Consider the following 18,258-nt stretch of genomic DNA (forward strand, 5'->3'; position numbering starts at 1 on the left):
GTGCCTTCGTTTGACGCCTACCTGCAATTTGAACTATTTAGAGGATGGATCCCGTGTGTTATTCAAACCGCGGCGGTGTTGGCCTCACTCAGCTACTTGGGTCACATACTTGTGTATGCTCCCCAAGCTATCTTCGTTTGCCACCTAGCTGCAGTCCGAATTATTTAGAAAATACATTTTGGTCATACTTTGACCTGTAGCGATGTTGGCTTCACTTGCCTATTGTTCCTTTTTATTCCTTTAATAACAAATCAACTATCTTTTGGGCGTGCAGGTAGCTTTGCTCATTACCGAAAATATGGGCTTGATTAAGTAAATAATATAATTGGTAAATAGGTTGCCTATCTAAAAAGCCATTTGGCAGCGGCCAAACACTTTGGTAACCATCAATAATTTGAATGGGAATATTTTTATACAATGGCAACATCGCAATGTCGCATTCTCTATCACCCCAATAACACGCAGGATCATAAAGAACTCCATCGATTTGATGGGTAATGGCACAGTTAGCTGGCCATAAATCACCATGTAATAAAGAGGGTTGTGGTTGGTGACCTGTTAATTTATTTTTAACAATATCCACAATTCGCTGAATATCACCAAATACCATGCCTTTTTCAGAGGCTAATTGTAATTGTAAGCCAATGCGTTTTTCCGCAAAGAACGAATTCCAGCGTTTTTCCCAGCCATTTGGTTGAATAATAGTACTTAACATGGTGTCAAAATCAAAACCATAACTAGGCTGTTCTTCCCATTGGTGTAAACGGGCAAGCTGTTGACCAAAATGCCAAGCGTTGGTGGTATCAAACGGTTTTAAAGGGAAGTATTCAAGAAGAAGAAAACTATGGTGCTTATTACTCCCCACGCCATATACCTTGGGAACGGTGATTGTTTGGCTTTTGGCGAGCATTTCAAGCTGTTCAGCTTCTTGCTTAAACAAAGGTAGAAACTCACGTCGATTTTGTTTAACGAATACTGTGTGTTCGCCATAGTCGATTCTTAGCGTATGGTGAATATCACCACCAGAGAGAATGACTTTGTTACGCAGCTCCGCTTCACCTAAGTGTTCACTTAATAAACGACACATTGCTTGCCACATGACTCACCTCGCTCTGCTTTGGTCTTCATTAACACAATACTATAGCGGCAGTTTGGGAATTAACAGTGATAATTATTTAAAAAGAAGCACCTATCACGAAATAACCGTTTAAGAATTTTATTCATTAAAATAAATTATCACAAATTTAAAGATAGCTGTTTTTGAACAGATTGAGAATGTTCAGATATTTGTCTATTAAAGCGATATGCCAGCGCGTTCCTTGTTTTATTCAGGTAAACTGCAAAAAATGAAATAATGAGGGGAAGACATGCATACTGATTTTCAAAATCCACGTTGGTTAAGGGACTTACTGCGATTTATCCCGCTGAAAAGTCAGTTTGTGTTATTTGGTAATGTTCGCGATTTACAAGCCAGTGAAATTGCGCCTTCAGTTGTCACGCCTTTACCATTTAACCAGTCTTTATTTAATAGCTTATTTAAAGCAGGTTATGCATATGCGCTGACTTACACGCCATTAGTGGGCTTTCAATGCTTAGCAAACCCCGCGCAAGATGCCCAAGAAACTGAGGCCGTTATGCAACGGCTTGGGTTAAATATTACTGAGGGTAAAGCAGCTGGTGGCATTGATATGTTGAATCATCTGCTTGAACGGCTTATTCAAGATAAACAAGAGCCTATTGCCTTATGTATCGACTTCGCTTCTTGTTTAATTTCCCATCATGATAACCTCACCCCTGCAGAACACAGTTTATTTACTCGTGCATTAGTTGCATCACATCAAAGCAAGGCAAGGCCAGCAGGGGAGCATCATCAGCCGTTCTATAATACGGTGTTTTGGATAGTCGAAAAAGAAACAGATTTACCCGATTGGTTTGTCATTAATAACCCACGTATTCGAGCTATTCCTGTTGCCAAACCTGATGGTCAAGTGCGCCGTTTATTAGCCCAAAGTTTATTAGGCTCGCTGGTGGATTTTAATGGTATTGAAGAAGCTGATAAGCCACAGATAATTAATGACTTTGTTGATGAAACCGAAGGGTTGCTTTTATTGGATTTAACGGCAATTGTGCAGTTGGCGCGTATTGAGCAGGTGCCTGCAGCCAGTATTCGCGATGCCGTTCGCCGATATAAAGTGGGGATCACCGAAGATCCGTGGAAAAAAATTGATAAGCAAAAAATTCATCATGCTCCAGCTGTGATTTCACGTAGAGTAAAAGGTCAACAACATGCTGTTACGCATTTATTAGATATTATCAAACGTGCAATGACAGGGGTTGGTAGCCATAAAGGTGGGCGTCCTCGCGGTGTATTGTTTTTAGCAGGGCCTACAGGTGTTGGTAAAACGGAACTTGCCAAAACGGTGACGCAATTACTGTTTGGTGACGAAAGTGCTTATATTCGCTTTGATATGTCTGAATTTAGTGCCGAACATGCAGACCAGAGACTGATTGGAGCCCCCCCAGGTTATGTGGGGTATGATTCTGGTGGTGAATTAACCAATGCGATCCGTGAAAAGCCATTTAGCGTGGTTTTGTTTGATGAGATTGAAAAAGCCCACCCTCATTTAATGGATAAATTCTTACAGATTATTGATGATGGAGTTTTAACATCTGGGCGTGGTGATCGCGTATATTTTTCGGAATCGTTGATTATTTTTACGTCAAACCTCGGTATCTACCGTTTAGATACTAATGGGGAGCGGGTGGCCAACGTCCAGCCACATGAACCGTTTGAAACGGTTACGCGTAATGTAAAAAATGAAATAGAACGCCATTTTAAATTGGTACTTAATCGCCCTGAGCTACTTAACCGTATTGGTGAAAACATTATTGTTTTTGACTTTATTCGTCCAGACGTTGCTGAGCAGATTTTTGAGCAAATGGTGGATAACATTTTGTTAGGCTTAGAAAAGCAGCTTTTAACTATTTCAATATCCGCTGAAGCCAAAGAGGCGTTAAAAGTGAGTTGCTTGGCGGATCTTTCTAATGGTGGACGTGGGATCCGTAATCAATTGGAAATGCATTTGATTAATCCATTATCGAGAGCAATTTTTGATCAAGACATACAAACCAATAGCGCTTATCAAATTACGTCCATTCAAATGGGGGAAAATACGCAAATCATGTTAACCGCGGTTGGTAATTAACTTAATGAATATTAGCGTCTCACGTATTCATTTCCCTGTGACAACCTTAGGACCAGGGAAGCGTATTGGTATCTGGTTTCAAGGTTGTTCATTGCGCTGTAAAGGGTGTTTATCTCCCGATACTTGGCATGTGAAAGAAAGTTATCTTACGGTGGCAAAGCTGATTAACCAAATTGTAGAATGGTATCCTGTTGCGGACGGTATCACCATTTCAGGGGGCGAGCCATTCGAGCAGCCAGATGCCTTATTTGAACTTATACGTGAAATGAAACAGCGATTTCAAGGGGATATCTTAGTATATAGCGGTTATGAATGGGATGTGATTGAAGATAGAGTTAAGCGAATGAATCCCTACATTGATGCGTTGATCAGCGAACCCTTTAAAGTCGAAATACCGCAAACATTGATGTTAAGAGGCAGTGATAACCAACAGCTTCACCTTCTAACACCGCTCGGAAAGACATTATTTAAGCAATACCAACGCGTTATAACACCAGAAGATAAGAAATTGGATTTAGCCTTCGATGAACAAGGGAGACTGTTTCTGGCGGGGATCCCTGAACGTGATGATATGTCGCGGTTGAGTCAACTCCTTGCTCTGCAAGATAACACTTTAAAACAACTCAAAAAATAGCAACGAGAGAGAAGGATGACGATGATACGCTTTTGCCCGCATTGTTTAACAGAACGGCCGCTGACGGAAATATTTTGTGCGGGGCAAATCCAAACAGAGCAAGGAAGTTTCCAACGCTGTAGTTGGGACCTAACATTAGAGCCTATTCATCCAAAAGGATGGCGACCAGAAAAAGAGCAAGTGACTCCGCTCGAAACTTCAGCTTCAAACAGTCATCAAAGAGAAACAGATAACCGTCAAGTACGCTACTGTGAAAATGGCCACCCAATAGCTGCAGATGACTTTATTTGCCTCGAGTGTGGGGCTGATGTCGCAGTAGAACCCGTCATTGAAGTTGTATCGTCATCCTATCCTCAAATAGGCGCTTGGCGTATAGAAAGACGGATTAATGGTAGTGATAGCCCCCGAGAACGCTACTTTGTCACGCATTGTACTGAAGAAAAACGTGGTGTACTGACCCTGTATCAAAAAGGGGAGGAGCCAGATCCCAATATTTATCAAGTCATTAAGCGTACCCCAACTGAGCATGTTCCCGAGTTTTATGAAATAGGCCGCTATGAAAACCGTGCATGGCATGTGACTGAAATGCTTGAGGGGGGATCATTAAGCCAATTTATACAACAAGGTGAATTTTGGCAACCTCATGAAATTCCTAGATTAGTGGAAGAAATGGGGCAGGCTCTTGCGGCGTTTGCAGAACATGGGCTGCGTCATCGTAATTTGTGTCCCGCTAATTTACTTATTCGTCGTCGTCATCCCTTAGATATCGTTGTGATTGAATATGGTTCCGCCTGCCTATCTGAGTTTGACCTTGATATTGTTACACCGCTGGATATTTCTCGTTATTCAGCACCTGAAACGCTAGCGGGTGGTGTCAGCGCAGCATCTGATTGGTGGAGCCTAGGAATTATTCTCTTGGAACAACTCACCCAAGGGCAGTGCTTTACCCAGGTTCAAGATAATGCCTTTCTTATCCAGGTTATGACGAATGGCGTTGATTTACCTGACGATTTACATCCGAATATTCAGTTGTTATTACGCGGGTTATTGTGTCGTGATCGTTTTTTACGTTGGCAATGGCCACAAGTATCAGCTTGGCTACAAGGGAAGCCTCAACAAGCTCCTCAAATTCAAGAAACCAATAGACAAAGCCATTTCCACACGCTGACGTTTGCAGGGCGGCAATTCCAGCAACCTGATGTATTTGCATTGATGGCCGCGGAAGCTAGCCATTGGGATGATGCGTTGCCACTTTTATTTCGGGGGGATATAAGCTCTTGGCTCGCACAATTTGAAAATAGCCAAGCGCAATTAGTAAAATTGCAGGCATTGCTGGATAGTGATTTTCATCAAGAAAATCTCGATGATATTAAGCTGACCTTCGCTTTAAAAATCTTGAATGAAAACATTCCATTGATTTACCGCGGTGAGATAATTACCCCTGCATGGTTGTTAGAAAACCCAAATTTAGCTTTTGCATTGATTAGCGAACCTCTTAACCAATACGTTCAAGATATTGACCCACAGCATTGGCTAGTACAGCTTTATCATCGCCAATACTTGGTGCGTGAACGTGCAAATCAGTTAAACATCATTTTGAATGAAGAAAGCCTCAGATTGTATTTATTGATTACGTCAATCAATCAATTATCGGCAAGATGGGCGCTCTTTCATGCCCAATTCCCTGATTCACATAATGAAAGTTTACAAGGGCTATTTGACAGGCAAAGTCCACAAGAAATTGATTACATTCTATTATTGAGTGCGGATATTGGCCAATTTATTTCAGTGTCAGCATTAGTTGAACAGGCATTTGAACTCGCTAAACAAAACGATATTCATAATTTTGATCATGAAATCGCCAAAAAGCAGCTTTCACTAACGCGTAAGGAATTGTATTTACTGCTTAGTGAACGAGTAAGTGACTTCAAGCGTATTGGGTTGGCCGTTTTAGACAGTTGGGTTGACCAGTTTTTATTGATGCGTAGGCTTTCACTTAAGAAAATATTGGTATTACTGGCAGTACCCGTAGAACACTGGCAAGTTCCTGAATCACAAAAATATGTACTAGAAGTGTTGCGCTTTTTTAACCAAAAACTAACGGCGGTGACACAGCGGGGTAATTTAGTTCGCATGCGTTTAACGCCAAATACAGGGCGTATTGATTTAACTGAGTGTGATAGCGCAGTTCGCCGTGCAAGCACATTATTGGAACATCTACTTAATCGTAAAAAAGGGTTGATAACGATTGATAGCGATATGTTGCTACAGCGAAAAGGTGTGAATAGCCGCTTAAGAATGTTGCAAGCAGATACGCAATTATATCAAAGGGATACAGGTATAAATGGAATGTATCTGGGATTTCCTTTTTTAGTACTGAATACCCAGCCAAACCAAATTAAACCCCGAATTGCCCCATTATTTTTATGGCCAATTTCAATGCAATCGGCTATTGCACAACAAAGTCCCATCCAATTGAATTTTGACCACGAACGAGGAGCCGTCCGTCTTAACCCTGCATTAGCGAGTTTTGTCGGTATTCCTGCGATGAGTCAATGGCAGGGAGCGTTAGACACGTTATTGTCTAAAGCAGGCTTGACCATTGGTGAAGTCATGGAAAGTTTGTCAGCATTGCTGCCAGTACAAGACCTTGATTTAGCTCCATTACCTGCATTAACCGACCCAGTTGCTGAAAACTGTGCGCAAATTGCCTGTTCCGCGGTGCTATTTCATACCTCATTTATTGGGCAGGCGATGAGTAGCGATCTACAGCAAATCGCGAATACCTCTATTGCTCAAACGGCGTTGTCGACCTTACTGAAAGTGAATTCAGTTAATATTCAAGAACCTGTTATGGACTCCGAAAATATCCTGAGCCCATTTGCGTTGTCCCTTGCTGACCCCTCTCAAGAACGTGTCGTTCAAGCGGCACAGCAACAAACTGGACTATTGATTGAAGGGCCACCAGGAACAGGGAAAAGCCAAACCATCGTTAGTTTAATTGCAGATGCATTAGGCCACCAACAGACAGTATTAGTGGTATGCCAAAAGCCTGCGGCACTTGAGGTGGTATATAAGCGATTGGTTGCCAATGGTTTAGGCGACAGAGCGTTGCTCATCAACCAGAACCAAAAGGGCCGTGATATTATTTTGACGGTACGTGAACAAATCGAGCAACTGTGGAACAAAGAAAACAGCGTATTATTTGAACAAGATTGGCAGGAAGAACGCGCTAATTTACTCTACCGAGTACAATTTTTTGAGCAAAAACTCGATGGTTATTACCATGCACTCAACCATGTTGATGAGTATTGGCAGCTGTCTTATAAGCAAATTTTAAGTCAATTAATTGAGGTTGAAGATTCAGAGCGCTTAAACATCCAGAATGATGCGTTAGCCCCAGTATTTAATGAGTTTAATCAAACCAAATTTGCCCAACTTTTTGATGATGTAAACCAGCATGCTCAGGCCTGGTGGCAACTCGATTATGAAAATAGTGCACTAAAAGCATTGGCCCTGTTTTCTGTGAACGACCATCAATATACGCTGTTTAATCAATATATTGCATTATTTATAGAGGCTGAAAAGCAGCGTGATCAGGTGTACCAATCGGATTATCACCGTATTCAACTCACTGAACTGACAAGCCATGAATTAATTCTGGAACAACTAAAACGGCATTTGGGCCTGCAAACGCAGGCGCAGTGGCAAAGCTTATCCCAGTGGCTAGCTTTGTTTATCAATTTACAGGGTTCAGTCACCACAGGTAAAACAGTTATTGAACAATTAGAACAATACTATCAACGCTTATTATTGATTGACGTGGTGAATACAGATTCACTGTTGTTCCCATTGTTTAAGGGGATTAAGTCGAAAAAACTGGCTCAGCTATCTCGTGCAGCAATTGAGTCAATGCAAGGTTCATGGTTACGCTTCCTCAACCCATTTTATTACGGGCGCCATAACCTGTTACAGCAATTTATAGCGCAAAGTGGGGTAAATCAGACGAGTTTGCCTGTGTTGCAAGCAACGATTGAGGTAGAGCAACAATGGCGTTTGATTGCACAAGAAATTATGCCTATTTATCAAAAAATGGGTGTTAATTTTGAACAGGATTGGCGAGCTCACTTACCGCAATTAATTGAGCAATTAAAATGGGTGGATAATACGAGCCAATTATTACTTCAATACCCTGAAATTTCACATTTTTTATTCGCTATTATTGATGAACAACAAATCGGGTTTGAACGCCAGTGCCTTGAGGTGCAGTCTGCGATTGCAAGAGTTAAAGCACAACGTGAAAGCACGAGCCAATTAAAACGTATGGCGTCTGTTTTTTCACCTCAGACGGTTGAACGTTTCCAATGTGCCATTAATAAAGGCGAATCATTTACGGACGAATTAGCCCAAATATTCCAAGAAAAAAATAACTTATTAAAATATCAATTATTTAGAATGGAAACGGCTAATTTTACTCAACAACATTGGCAAGTTTTATCAATATTATACCCTGTCGCTGCGCAATATATTCATGAGAATAGCCACCAAAAAGATTGGGTTGCGGTACTGAGCCAAACCATTAGCTACGGTTTCTATCACTTTGTCAAAGCGCAATTTGATGCCAAATTACCTGCACTTTCAACTAATAATATACAATTTATGGCGGATTTAGCGGAACTTGAAAGCGCACAGAAACAACTGCAATCGTTTAATCGTACAGCGCTGACACGCAATTATGACTTAGCTAAAATGGGGGGGCGCCGTGAATGGGAAGAAATTACACGCCTTGCAGGGCCAAGGGCGCGCCGTTTAAGGGAGTTTATTAATGAAGGACGCGAAATTGGCTTGATGCAATTACGCCCAATTTGGCTGATGACACCTGATGTGGCAAGCCAAGTATTGCCATTGCAAGCGGCAATGTTTGATAGTGTAATTTATGATGAAGCGTCTCAAATGCCGATTGAATTTGCATTATCTACCTTGTTTAGAGCGAAACAAGCCATTGTCAGTGGTGATGAGAAGCAAATGCCACCATCGAAATTCTTCACAGGGAAGCTGGTTGAAGAAGACAATCATGATGATGAAGATGAACAGCAGGAAGAGGCCGATGAGGAATGGGATTATCGGCAAATTAGTGATTGCCCTGACTTGCTGCATTTAGCGCGTACCGTATTGCCTGTGCATACTCTAGATATCCACTACCGTTCGGCATATCGGGAACTGATCAACTTTTCAAACTTTGCTTTCTATGAAAACCGGTTAAATATCCCAGCACAATTTTCAGCAAAATTAGTTAATAAAATTAAGCCGCTACAACTTGTGGCGGTTAATGGTGTGTATACAAATCAAACAAATGAGGCAGAAGCAGCAGCGATTGTCGACCATCTTGCAACATTATGGCAATTACCTTTTGCACAACGCCCGTCAGTAGGCGTGGTCACCTTTAACCAAAAGCAAACAACATTGATTAATCAACATATTCGTTTGCGTGCGGAGCAGGACGACGAATTCTTGGCTGCCTATACTCAAGAAAATCAACGTTTTTTAGATGAAGAAGATATGTCCTTTTTTGTCAAAAATGTGGAAAACGTGCAAGGAGACGAGCGTGATGTGATTTTATTTTCCACTACATTTGGCCGTAATACACAAGGGACATTTAGGCGTAATTTTGGCGTATTAGGGCAATCAGGGGGAGAACGTCGTTTAAATGTTGCGATCACACGGGCACGACAACGTGTGGTCATTATGTCTTCGATGCCTATTGAAGAAATATCGGATTTATTGACAACCTATCGTAAGCCTGAAAGCCCGCGAGATTACTTACAAGGTTATTTAGCTTATGCAAAAGACGCATGTGATCCGACAAAACAGAAAGAAAACCAAAAATTGCTTAACCGAATGTGCCAAACTCAGTTTGCCGTGCAGGATACACTTGAGGAACCAAGTGCGTTTGTCGCTTCAGTCGTTGAATTTATTCAGGAAAATGGTTGGCAGGTAACGGTATCTACAAAAAAAGAAGTGTTTCATTTTGATTGCCTGATTGAAGATAAAATAACAGGGCAATTACTCATTGGTATTGAATGTGACATGCCCTCGCACCCACTTTTGCATACGGCTAGAGCGCGAGAGTTATGGCGCAGCAATATTTTAAGTCGCGTGATCCCCCAACGTCACCGCATTTCGATTATTGACTGGTATAACAATAGAGCATCAGCGCAGCAACAGTTACAGGACGCGATTGTCCACGCATCATTAAATTTAAATGGCTCTAAGAGCATGGCGACTAATCAAGAGGGCGAGTTATGAGTTCATCTGTGCATCGTATCAGCGTTAGGGAAATGAATGAAATCCAGTGCCGTCGGCAATTGGCTGTGACAAGTAAAATGTTTCAACAATGGCAAAAAATGGCCAATACAACCCAGTATCATCAGTCACGTATTGAGCAATTAGCCACATTATTTCAGCAGCTTTCAACGAGTGACATTGCCACATTGCCTGCACGCCAGTTAACGGTGTTGAAAAATCAATTAAGTGAGTTGAATGGCACATTGAAACACGAGATTCAAACCGTTCGCGAACAACAACTTGAACAACAGGCATTAGTGGCCAGAACAAACGCGCACCGACAGCACAACCTTGAATCTTTAGCCGCGTTAGTTCGTGAAAAACTTCCCCATGAAAAACAGCTAATTGCGGAGTTAGAAAATGCAGATACGATGACCGAAAAGGCCACGAGCTCACTCATTTTCCGCGCACTCGCCGTATTAAATGACGTGCAAAATCAGCTTTCACCATTTGCTAATCAATTATTAGATCAGTTAAAAGCACAATCTGATGGTGTCCCTCAATTTTGGCAGCACGGAGCACCATTATCACCATTTGCCAAGCAATGTGAGCAAATTTTACTGATGATTGAAAAGCTTAAACTGGTGGAATATTTGGCTGAAGTACAAAGTGCACAGCAACAGCTCACTGAAATTCAAGCCATGAATGAAAGCCCACAGCGCCACTTACGAGCCGATTCACTCATCCTAATGTTGGCTAAGCAGTTGAAAGAAAGCCAGCAACATACTGAGTTAGTTGAAAAAATTGAACAGCTTTGTGCTGAGCTTGCTATTTTTTCTGATGAGGAAAATACAATAATTATTAATGAGGCATTAGCTTCAACGCATTTAAGCTCAGTTGCTGAGTTGATGTCACTGGCTGAACAATTAGATGCACGAATTAATTTCGCGGAACAGGCGTTTGTCGCAGAGGCGCAAAGAAGAACGGTGCTAGACGGCTTAGGTAAGCTGGGTTATCAAGTCCAAGAAACGGATGTTAAAACCTGGATGGATGATGGTAAAGTCGTGGTCAGGCACCCTGCAACCCCAGGATATGGTTTAGAGTTGGGGGGAAAACAAGCTCGTTTTCAAACACGTACAGTGGCATTATCCACAGAAAGAGACACTCAACGAGACAAAGATATTGATGCAATTTGGTGTAGTCAGCATCAGCAATTGCAAGCGTTAATTGCTCAATCGGACGCCGAGCTAGTGGTTGAACGTGCATTGCCCGCAGGAAGCGGCGAAATGAAAGTTTATGATATGGAAGCGGCTGAACTGCAGAGAAATACCGTTGTACACCAGCGACCTCGCACACTACGTAAATAAGCGATTACTCATAATTTATCATATTTCAAAAAAAGGCTGCTCTAACTATATAGGGTAAATTCAATAGCTTAGATCAGCCTTTTTATATGAACGTATGATTTTAGTTTAAGCTGTGTGCATACTTTGGGGATTTGTCTGGCTCCGTTTACGGGCTAATACCAGCTTGCTATAGATTAGGGCAATAACAAAATAAACAGCTTGAGTCACCACGATGGTTGGCCCTGTTGTTGCATTAATATGAAAGCTAAGAATAGTACCAATGACGCTAGATGTCACTGAAGCGATAATGGCGACGACCAGCATTTTGCCAAAGCTACGACAAAGAACGAACGCAATAATTCCTGGTGAAATCAGCATGGCAATGACAAGAATGATCCCAACAGCTTGCAGTGAGGCAACAATGGTCAACGCTAATAACGATAACAAACCATAATGAATCAACTTAACGGGTAAGCCAATCACGCGAGCTTGGTTTGGGTCGAAGCAATACAACATAAAATCTTTACGTTTCAGTAAAATAATTGCAATCGTGATCCCCGCAAACAGTAAAATCTGTTTAAATTCGCTATCGGTGATCCCCAGAATATCGCCAAATAAGATGTGCGTCAGGTGTTGCTCTGTATCGATTTTAGCAAACATCACTAAACCGATAGCAAACATTCCTGAAAACACAATCCCCATGACCGTATCTTCTTTTATTCGACTGTTTTCTTTGAGATACCCCGTAGCGACGGCACAAAATAACCCTGAGGCAAATGCCCCAATTGCTAATGGGATACCCAGCAGCGAGGCAATAATGATCCCTGGTAAAACAGCATGGGAAATAGCATCCCCCATAAGAGACCAGCCTTTTAACACCAAAAAGCAAGATAAAATCGCACACACAGTTCCTGTTACGATAGCGGTGATTAATGCCTTCTGCATAAAAGGAAATGCGAATGGTGCCATCAATAAGTCAATAAAATCACTCATGAGAGGCTCCTTGCTGGTGTAATCGGGCGACTTCTTTTTTCGCCTTGCGACGAGAGGCAAAAATGCCGTGCTTCGGTGCAAAGAAGAAAGCCAATAAGAAAATCATGGTTTGCAACGTGACGATTAACCCACCTGTTGCGCCATTAAGGTAGTAGCTGATATATGCACCAACTGCGCTGGTCACAGTACCGATAGTCACGGAGATGATTAACAATCGCTTAAATTGGTCAGTCAGTAAGTAGGCCGTGGCGCCAGGCGTGACAACCATTGCTATCACTAAAATAGCCCCAACCGTTTGCAGTGCGGCGACTGTACAGGCGCTTAATAATGTAAAGAAAATGATTTTTAAGCGTAAGGGGTTTAAACCGATGGAGCGCGCATGGCTTTCATCGAAAAAGACGGCTAAAAGGTCTTTCCATAAGCATAATAAAACGATGAATGAAACACCGATAATTATTTCAACTTGAAGCACATCCGCATCTGCAATGCCTAAAATATTACCAAATATAATGCTTTGCACGTTTACCGAGGTTGGGTTTAATGAAACAATTAATAATCCCGCAGCGAAGAAAGTGGAAAAGATAAAGCCGATAACGGCATCTTCACGCAGGCGAGTTAAATGTTTTACCAGCGTCATGGCAAGTGCCGCGAGGATCCCCGTAAAAAAAGCACCTGCAGCATAAGGTAAGCCTAATGCATAAGCTCCAGCCACCCCTGGAACAACGGAGTGGGAAAGGGCATCACCCATTAATGACCAGCCTTTTAGCATTAAATACGCAGATAAGAATGCACAGACGGCACCGACAATGGCGCTCACCCAAATGGCTTTTATCATAAAATCGTACTTAAAGGGCTCTAATAACAAATCAATCATTCTTCACCCTTTGGCTGATTTTTTCTCACTGGCGCATCGTGATCATGACCATAAAAAACCGCAGCCCTTTCATCATCGGTAATGACGGTAATTGAGCGAGGGTCATCATCATCATGCAGTTCTTGCCCTGACAGATTGATGTGGCGTAGTACTCCTCCAAAGGCCTGCTGAAGGTTTCTTTGTGTAAACGTCGTTTCAGTTGGGCCACTGGCTAATACGGTACGGTTAATCAAGATGACTTGGTCGCAGAACTCAGGGACGCTCCCTAAGTTATGAGTGGAAACCAAAATGAGGTGGCCTTCATCACGTAAACTGCGTAGCAGATCGATGATGGCATTTTCGGTTTTTACGTCAACCCCCGTAAATGGTTCATCTAAAAGCAAAACTTTACCTTGCTGTGCAAGGGCGCGAGCCAAAAACACCCGTTTTTTCTGCCCACCAGAAAGTTCACCGATTTGACGATGTTCAAGGCCAGCAAGGTCAACACGTTCCAGTGCCATCTTCACGGCATCTTTATCTTCTTTTTTGGGAATACGGAAAAAACCCATTTTCCCGTAGCGCCCCATCATGACAACATCCGACACTAAAACAGGAAAGTTCCAGTCAACTTCTTCTGTTTGCGGGACATAAGCAATAATGTTTTCTTTTAAAGCAGTTTTAATCGGTTGGGCATTTAATGTCACGCTGCCAGATGATGGGGTGACAAGCCCCATAATGGTTTTAAAGAGCGTCGATTTTCCACTACCGTTTACACCAACGAGTGCACAAATGGAGCCTCCCGTAATATTAAAACTCGCATCATAAATTGCGGTGTGACCGTTATTGTATGTTACGGTTGCATCATCAACGACCAGATTGGGATGCTCAAATTGATTAGAGTGAGTCATATTACTGTGAAAATCCTTTAGCTATCGTGTCTACAGTGGTTTTTAACAGGTCGATATAAGTTGGTACTGGGCCATCAGCGGTGGAAAGTGAATCTACATATAAGATACCACCATATTTAGCCCCTGTTTCTTTGCTGACTTGGCGAGCGGGTTTGTCAGAAATTGTGCTTTCGCTAAATACAACAGGGATATTATATTGACGAACAGTATCAATCACTTTTTTAACTTGTAGAGGAGTACCTTGCTCTTCCGCATTGATTGGCCACAAATAGACTTCTTTAAAGCCGTAATCTTTCGTCAAGTAGCTAAATGCGCCTTCACTGGATACTAACCAGCGTTCATTTTCAGGAATGCGGTTTAAACGTTCACGCAGTGGTGCATCAAGGGCTTCAATTTGTTGCGTGTAGTTTTTGGCATTTGTATTGTAGGTTTCAGCATTTTCAGGGTCATACTTGACCAAGGCTTGACGAATGTTTTCGATGTAAATCTTGGCATTTGCAGGAGACATCCAAGCATGTGGGTTTGGGTTATCTTTGTATTCCCCTTCACGAATAGGCATTGGCTCAATCCCTTCGGTCACAATAACAGCGGGAACATTGTTAAGGTTTTCAAAGAAACGTTGGAACCAAACCTCTAAATTCATGCCATTCCATAAGATTAAATCGGCATCATAGGCCTTCATAATATCTTTAGGTGTGGGTTGATAGCCATGGATTTCAGCGCCAGGTTTTGTAATTGATTCGACAACAGCGGCATCTCCGGCTACATTTTGAGCGATATCTTGTATAATGGTAAATGTGGTGACCACTTTAAATTTTTTAGCAAAGGCGGGTTGACTCACAAAGAGCATTGCCGCGAGCGCAAATACAGTGGTAAGTAAAGGTGCGGATAATCGAGATAAGTTCTTCTTCATAAAAGTTGACCCTGACATTATAGGCTTAGCATTTTTAACAGTATAGTTGTTAAGGTTGATAACAATTATACTTTATAACTTAGTTGATAATGATTATCAATATCATTTGTAAAAATAAACATAAAAAATGGGGAATTACATCTATAGTTATTATGGGTTTTGATTTCCCACTGTTATTTTGTATGACTAAAACACGTCCTGAAGTAAAAGTTAAGTAAAAATTATTTTATTTTTCTTGGGATTAGTTATTCTCCCAGTGGCTTTGATAGCAGAGGATACAACAGTGAAAAAAATAATCAGCGGTACTTTTGTGCTACTGCTACTTGCCGGTTGCTCTAGCGAGCCTGATAGGCAAACAACAAAAACGCGGATGTTGGACAATCGTAATACGCTGCCAACAACGGCACAAAATACCACGTTTCCACGTACGCCTTTTGATGAATTTATTCGTGACTCTGCTTCCCGTTATAGCGTCGATGAAACGCTTATTAGGGCAATCATTGAGGTTGAATCAAACTTTAGGCCAGAAGTGGTGAGTAAATCAAATGCAATTGGTCTTATGCAAATTAAAGCCTCGACAGCAGGGCGTGATGCTTATCGTTTCCAAGGCAAATCAGGGGAGCCAAGTTCCAATGATTTGAAAGACCCGCAAAAAAATATCGATATCGGCACAGCTTATATTCGAATTTTAAGGGATCAGCACCTTGCTGGGATCAATCATCCGCAAACGTTGTATTATGCAACCGTTGTTGCATACGTCAATGGCGCTGGGGCATTACTAAGAACCTTTGATAATGATAAAGGTCGGGCGATCGCGATGATTAATAATTTATCGCCTGAAGAATTTTATCAGCATGTACAATCTAAGCACCCAGCACCGCAGGCACCACGATATTTGTGGAAAGTGAAAAATGCCTACAATGCTTTAGCGATGTCTTATTGATACTCTGTGAGTAAGTGTGGGAGCTGCGCGATAATTTCAACAATCCCGTTGATGACAAATTGCACTCCCATACAAATTAATAAAAAACCCATTACGCGAGCAATCGCATCAATACCACTATTTCCTAACCATCTCATAATTGACGTTGCCCCTCGCAAACCAATCCACACAATTAAACTGGCTAAAAGAAAGGTAATGACAGGGGCGACTTTAAGCACCCAAGGCGCAAAGGTTACGTTTCCTTGCAGCGACGCAGTTGAACTGATGATCATCGCAATGGTACCAGGCCCCGCTGTACTTGGCATAGCCAAGGGAACAAAGGCAATATTGGGGGATTCTTGGCGTTTTTTGGGAACACTGGGGTCATCTAATGGGGTTGCCGGTGAATCATTGGATGGATCACTATTAGGAAATAACATCCCAAAACCAATAAAAGCAACAATTAACCCACCAGCAATACGTAAACCTGGTATTGATATACCAAATGTATTCATCACAAGTTGACCCGCATAAAAAGCAATTGTCATGATGGCAAAAACATAAATTGAGGCGAGAAAAGCTTGGTGGTTGCGTTGCTCTTTGGTCATGTTTGCTGAGATGCTGAGCATAACTGCAATTGCTGTTAATGGATTAGCAAGGGGGAGAAGCAAAACAAGGCCAATACCAACAGCTTGAAAGAGTTCTAGGAAATTTGTCATAGTAATTAAATTCAATCTCCTGATAAGTGTAAGTAATTTCCCTTATCCTAAATAATAACGAAAATTGTTATAGATCTGTATCTTAGCATTTTTAATTAGGTTAATGTTTTATTATTGAATAGGAACTAATGCAATGAATATTCAGAATAAGTGCTTACTATAAAGAATCAGGGGGAGGTTGAAGTTGTTCACATTTACTGTGGATAACTGCCGCATTCGTTTGTGAATAACCAAGATAAATACTTAACTTACAATTAGATAGCTGCTTGTGCTAAAAGTATGCAATTTTGATAGGCAAAAAAAAACCTTCTTATGGGGGTCATAAAAAGGTCAAGGGCATCTATTAACAGGTTATCTAATGTCGATGTGTTATTGAGTATACCTTCTGCGATGTGATGTACTGATAATTTATGTAAATTCATTAAAAGATATTTTTAAAGTATATAAAAAGAGAAAGATAATATGCTAAATGGGATTAATCATTTAACCTTGGCCGTGAGTGACATAATAAGAAGCATTTATTTTTATCAATCGTTATTAGGGATGAAACTACACGCTAAGTGGAAACATGGGGCGTATATTTCTTGTGGTGATTTATGGTTGTGCTTGTCTGTCGATATATCACGCCAACACTTAGCGCCGAGTGAAACAGATTACACTCACTATGCATTTTCCATATCAGAGAGCAATTTCGCTCTACTCGTCAATAAGCTAAAAGAGAACGAAGTTGTGGTGTGGAAGGAAAATAAGAGTGAAGGGGATTCTTTTTATTTTCTCGATCCAGATGGGCACAAATTAGAGTTGCATGTAGGTGATTTAACTCAACGCTTAAAAAGTTGCCAGAGTTCACCTTATGACGGTATGGAATTTTATTAATCAATAATGAGGTGAATATGGAAATCGTTACAATTACTTCACTTGATAACTATGAACAGCAGCTTGCTTCGTTATTAATTGATAGTGTAGAACATGGTGCTTCTGTGGGCTTTCTCGCCCCTTTATCTATTGATGAAGCATCGGGTTATTGGCAGCAAATAAAACCAGATTTAGTGCAACAAAAACGCTTTCTTATAGCATGTATTAATGATGATAAAATTGTGGGCGCCGTACAAATTGCGTTATGCCTAAAGGCTAATGGGCTACACCGTGCGGATGTTGAAAAATTAATGGTTCATAGTCAATTTCGCCAACAAGGAATTGCGACTCAATTACTTAATGTTGTTGAGAAAATAGCACTGAAAAATAATCGTACATTATTAGTATTAGATACTCGTAGTCAGGATGTTGCATCTGTTTTATACCGAAAACAAGGGTATAAAGAGGTTGGTGAAATTCCAAATTTTGTGGTTAATTCACAAGGTCGATTTGAAGGGACGACATTTTTTTATAAGCTGCTGGTTTAAAGCACACTGAATAAATTCCAATGATGATGTTTCTTTAAATAGCCGAAAGTCGCTAGAGTTTTCTTTACAAAGTATT

The 18,258-nt window shown here is 41.2% G+C and carries 13 protein-coding genes; 7 read left to right on the top strand and 6 right to left on the bottom strand.

Features of this window, described 5'->3' with window-relative positions; translation table 11 throughout:
- Positions 1-232: 232 nt before the first annotated feature.
- Positions 233-1,099 carry a fructosamine kinase family protein gene (locus tag PSF27_RS02815; protein ID WP_206083993.1) on the bottom strand — a complete coding sequence of 289 codons (867 nt, stop codon included), beginning with the start codon at positions 1,097-1,099 and terminating at the stop codon, positions 233-235.
- Positions 1,100-1,367: 268 nt separating this feature from the next.
- On the opposite strand from PSF27_RS02815, the gene PSF27_RS02820 reads away from it, so the two are divergent.
- The 4 genes from PSF27_RS02820 to PSF27_RS02835 are packed head-to-tail and all read left to right on the top strand — an operon-like array spanning position 1,368 to position 11,492.
- Positions 1,368-3,206, top strand: a complete 1,839-nt coding sequence (locus PSF27_RS02820) for an AAA family ATPase (RefSeq protein WP_272538618.1) — start codon at positions 1,368-1,370, stop codon at positions 3,204-3,206.
- A 4-nt stretch (positions 3,207-3,210) separates the two neighbouring features.
- Complete coding sequence (locus PSF27_RS02825) at positions 3,211-3,840, top strand: 4Fe-4S single cluster domain-containing protein (RefSeq protein ID WP_272680840.1); 630 nt, start codon at positions 3,211-3,213, stop codon at positions 3,838-3,840.
- 15 nt (positions 3,841-3,855) lie between these two features.
- Positions 3,856-10,146 (top strand): protein kinase domain-containing protein, encoded by a 6,291-nt coding sequence (locus PSF27_RS02830; RefSeq protein WP_272680841.1) that lies wholly within the window; start codon positions 3,856-3,858, stop codon positions 10,144-10,146.
- The gene (locus PSF27_RS02835; RefSeq protein WP_272680842.1) at positions 10,143-11,492 is read left to right on the top strand and encodes a hypothetical protein; all 1,350 of its coding nucleotides are present in this window, start codon (positions 10,143-10,145) and stop codon (positions 11,490-11,492) included. Before PSF27_RS02830 ends, PSF27_RS02835 begins: the two co-directional genes overlap by 4 nt.
- Before the next feature lie 105 nt (positions 11,493-11,597).
- On the opposite strand, the gene PSF27_RS02840 is transcribed toward PSF27_RS02835, so the two are convergent.
- Genes PSF27_RS02840 through PSF27_RS02855 form a run of 4 tightly spaced genes read right to left on the bottom strand, consistent with a single transcriptional unit; the run spans position 11,598 to position 15,138 of the window.
- Complete coding sequence (locus PSF27_RS02840) at positions 11,598-12,464, bottom strand: metal ABC transporter permease (protein ID WP_206083998.1); 867 nt, start codon at positions 12,462-12,464, stop codon at positions 11,598-11,600.
- Positions 12,457-13,338, bottom strand: coding sequence for a metal ABC transporter permease (locus PSF27_RS02845; protein ID WP_206083999.1), 882 nt, complete (start codon positions 13,336-13,338; stop codon positions 12,457-12,459). The genes PSF27_RS02840 and PSF27_RS02845 overlap by 8 nt, the downstream gene beginning before the upstream one ends.
- Complete coding sequence (locus PSF27_RS02850) at positions 13,335-14,225, bottom strand: manganese/iron ABC transporter ATP-binding protein (protein WP_206084000.1); 891 nt, start codon at positions 14,223-14,225, stop codon at positions 13,335-13,337. The genes PSF27_RS02845 and PSF27_RS02850 overlap by 4 nt, the downstream gene beginning before the upstream one ends.
- Position 14,226: 1 nt before the next feature.
- Positions 14,227-15,138: a metal ABC transporter substrate-binding protein gene (locus tag PSF27_RS02855; protein ID WP_206084001.1), complete on the bottom strand. Its 912-nt coding sequence runs from the start codon at positions 15,136-15,138 to the stop codon at positions 14,227-14,229.
- A gap of 283 nt (positions 15,139-15,421) precedes the next feature.
- Here PSF27_RS02855 and PSF27_RS02860 point away from each other — a divergent pair, with 283 nt between their 5' ends.
- Positions 15,422-16,081, top strand: a complete 660-nt coding sequence (locus PSF27_RS02860; protein WP_206084002.1) for a transglycosylase SLT domain-containing protein — start codon at positions 15,422-15,424, stop codon at positions 16,079-16,081.
- Here PSF27_RS02860 and PSF27_RS02865 read toward each other — a convergent pair.
- Positions 16,075-16,779: a MarC family NAAT transporter gene (locus tag PSF27_RS02865; RefSeq protein WP_272680843.1), complete on the bottom strand. Its 705-nt coding sequence runs from the start codon at positions 16,777-16,779 to the stop codon at positions 16,075-16,077. The genes PSF27_RS02860 and PSF27_RS02865 overlap by 7 nt on opposite strands.
- A 462-nt stretch (positions 16,780-17,241) precedes the next feature.
- Here PSF27_RS02865 and fos point away from each other — a divergent pair, with 462 nt between their 5' ends.
- Positions 17,242-17,655: a fosfomycin resistance glutathione transferase gene (gene fos, locus PSF27_RS02870; protein WP_206084004.1), complete on the top strand. Its 414-nt coding sequence runs from the start codon at positions 17,242-17,244 to the stop codon at positions 17,653-17,655.
- A 17-nt stretch (positions 17,656-17,672) separates the two neighbouring features.
- Positions 17,673-18,182: a GNAT family N-acetyltransferase gene (locus PSF27_RS02875; protein ID WP_206084005.1), complete on the top strand. Its 510-nt coding sequence runs from the start codon at positions 17,673-17,675 to the stop codon at positions 18,180-18,182.
- The last annotated feature ends 76 nt before the right edge of the window (positions 18,183-18,258 follow it).

Origin of the sequence: Providencia sp. PROV129 (assembly GCF_028482245.1) — a bacterium.
Taxonomy (GTDB): domain Bacteria; phylum Pseudomonadota; class Gammaproteobacteria; order Enterobacterales; family Enterobacteriaceae; genus Providencia; species Providencia vermicola.

Coding starts and splice junctions, on each gene's coding strand:
- PSF27_RS02825 (WP_272680840.1), top strand. CDS start 3,211: ATGAATATTAGCGTCTCACGTATTCATTTCCCTGTGACAACCTTAGGA.
- fos (WP_206084004.1), top strand. CDS start 17,242: ATGCTAAATGGGATTAATCATTTAACCTTGGCCGTGAGTGACATAATA.
- PSF27_RS02840 (WP_206083998.1), bottom strand. CDS start 12,464: ATGAGTGATTTTATTGACTTATTGATGGCACCATTCGCATTTCCTTTT.
- PSF27_RS02830 (WP_272680841.1), top strand. CDS start 3,856: ATGACGATGATACGCTTTTGCCCGCATTGTTTAACAGAACGGCCGCTG.
- PSF27_RS02855 (WP_206084001.1), bottom strand. CDS start 15,138: ATGAAGAAGAACTTATCTCGATTATCCGCACCTTTACTTACCACTGTA.
- PSF27_RS02815 (WP_206083993.1), bottom strand. CDS start 1,099: ATGTGGCAAGCAATGTGTCGTTTATTAAGTGAACACTTAGGTGAAGCG.
- PSF27_RS02835 (WP_272680842.1), top strand. CDS start 10,143: ATGAGTTCATCTGTGCATCGTATCAGCGTTAGGGAAATGAATGAAATC.
- PSF27_RS02875 (WP_206084005.1), top strand. CDS start 17,673: ATGGAAATCGTTACAATTACTTCACTTGATAACTATGAACAGCAGCTT.
- PSF27_RS02865 (WP_272680843.1), bottom strand. CDS start 16,779: ATGACAAATTTCCTAGAACTCTTTCAAGCTGTTGGTATTGGCCTTGTT.
- PSF27_RS02850 (WP_206084000.1), bottom strand. CDS start 14,225: ATGACTCACTCTAATCAATTTGAGCATCCCAATCTGGTCGTTGATGAT.
- PSF27_RS02820 (WP_272538618.1), top strand. CDS start 1,368: ATGCATACTGATTTTCAAAATCCACGTTGGTTAAGGGACTTACTGCGA.
- PSF27_RS02845 (WP_206083999.1), bottom strand. CDS start 13,338: ATGATTGATTTGTTATTAGAGCCCTTTAAGTACGATTTTATGATAAAA.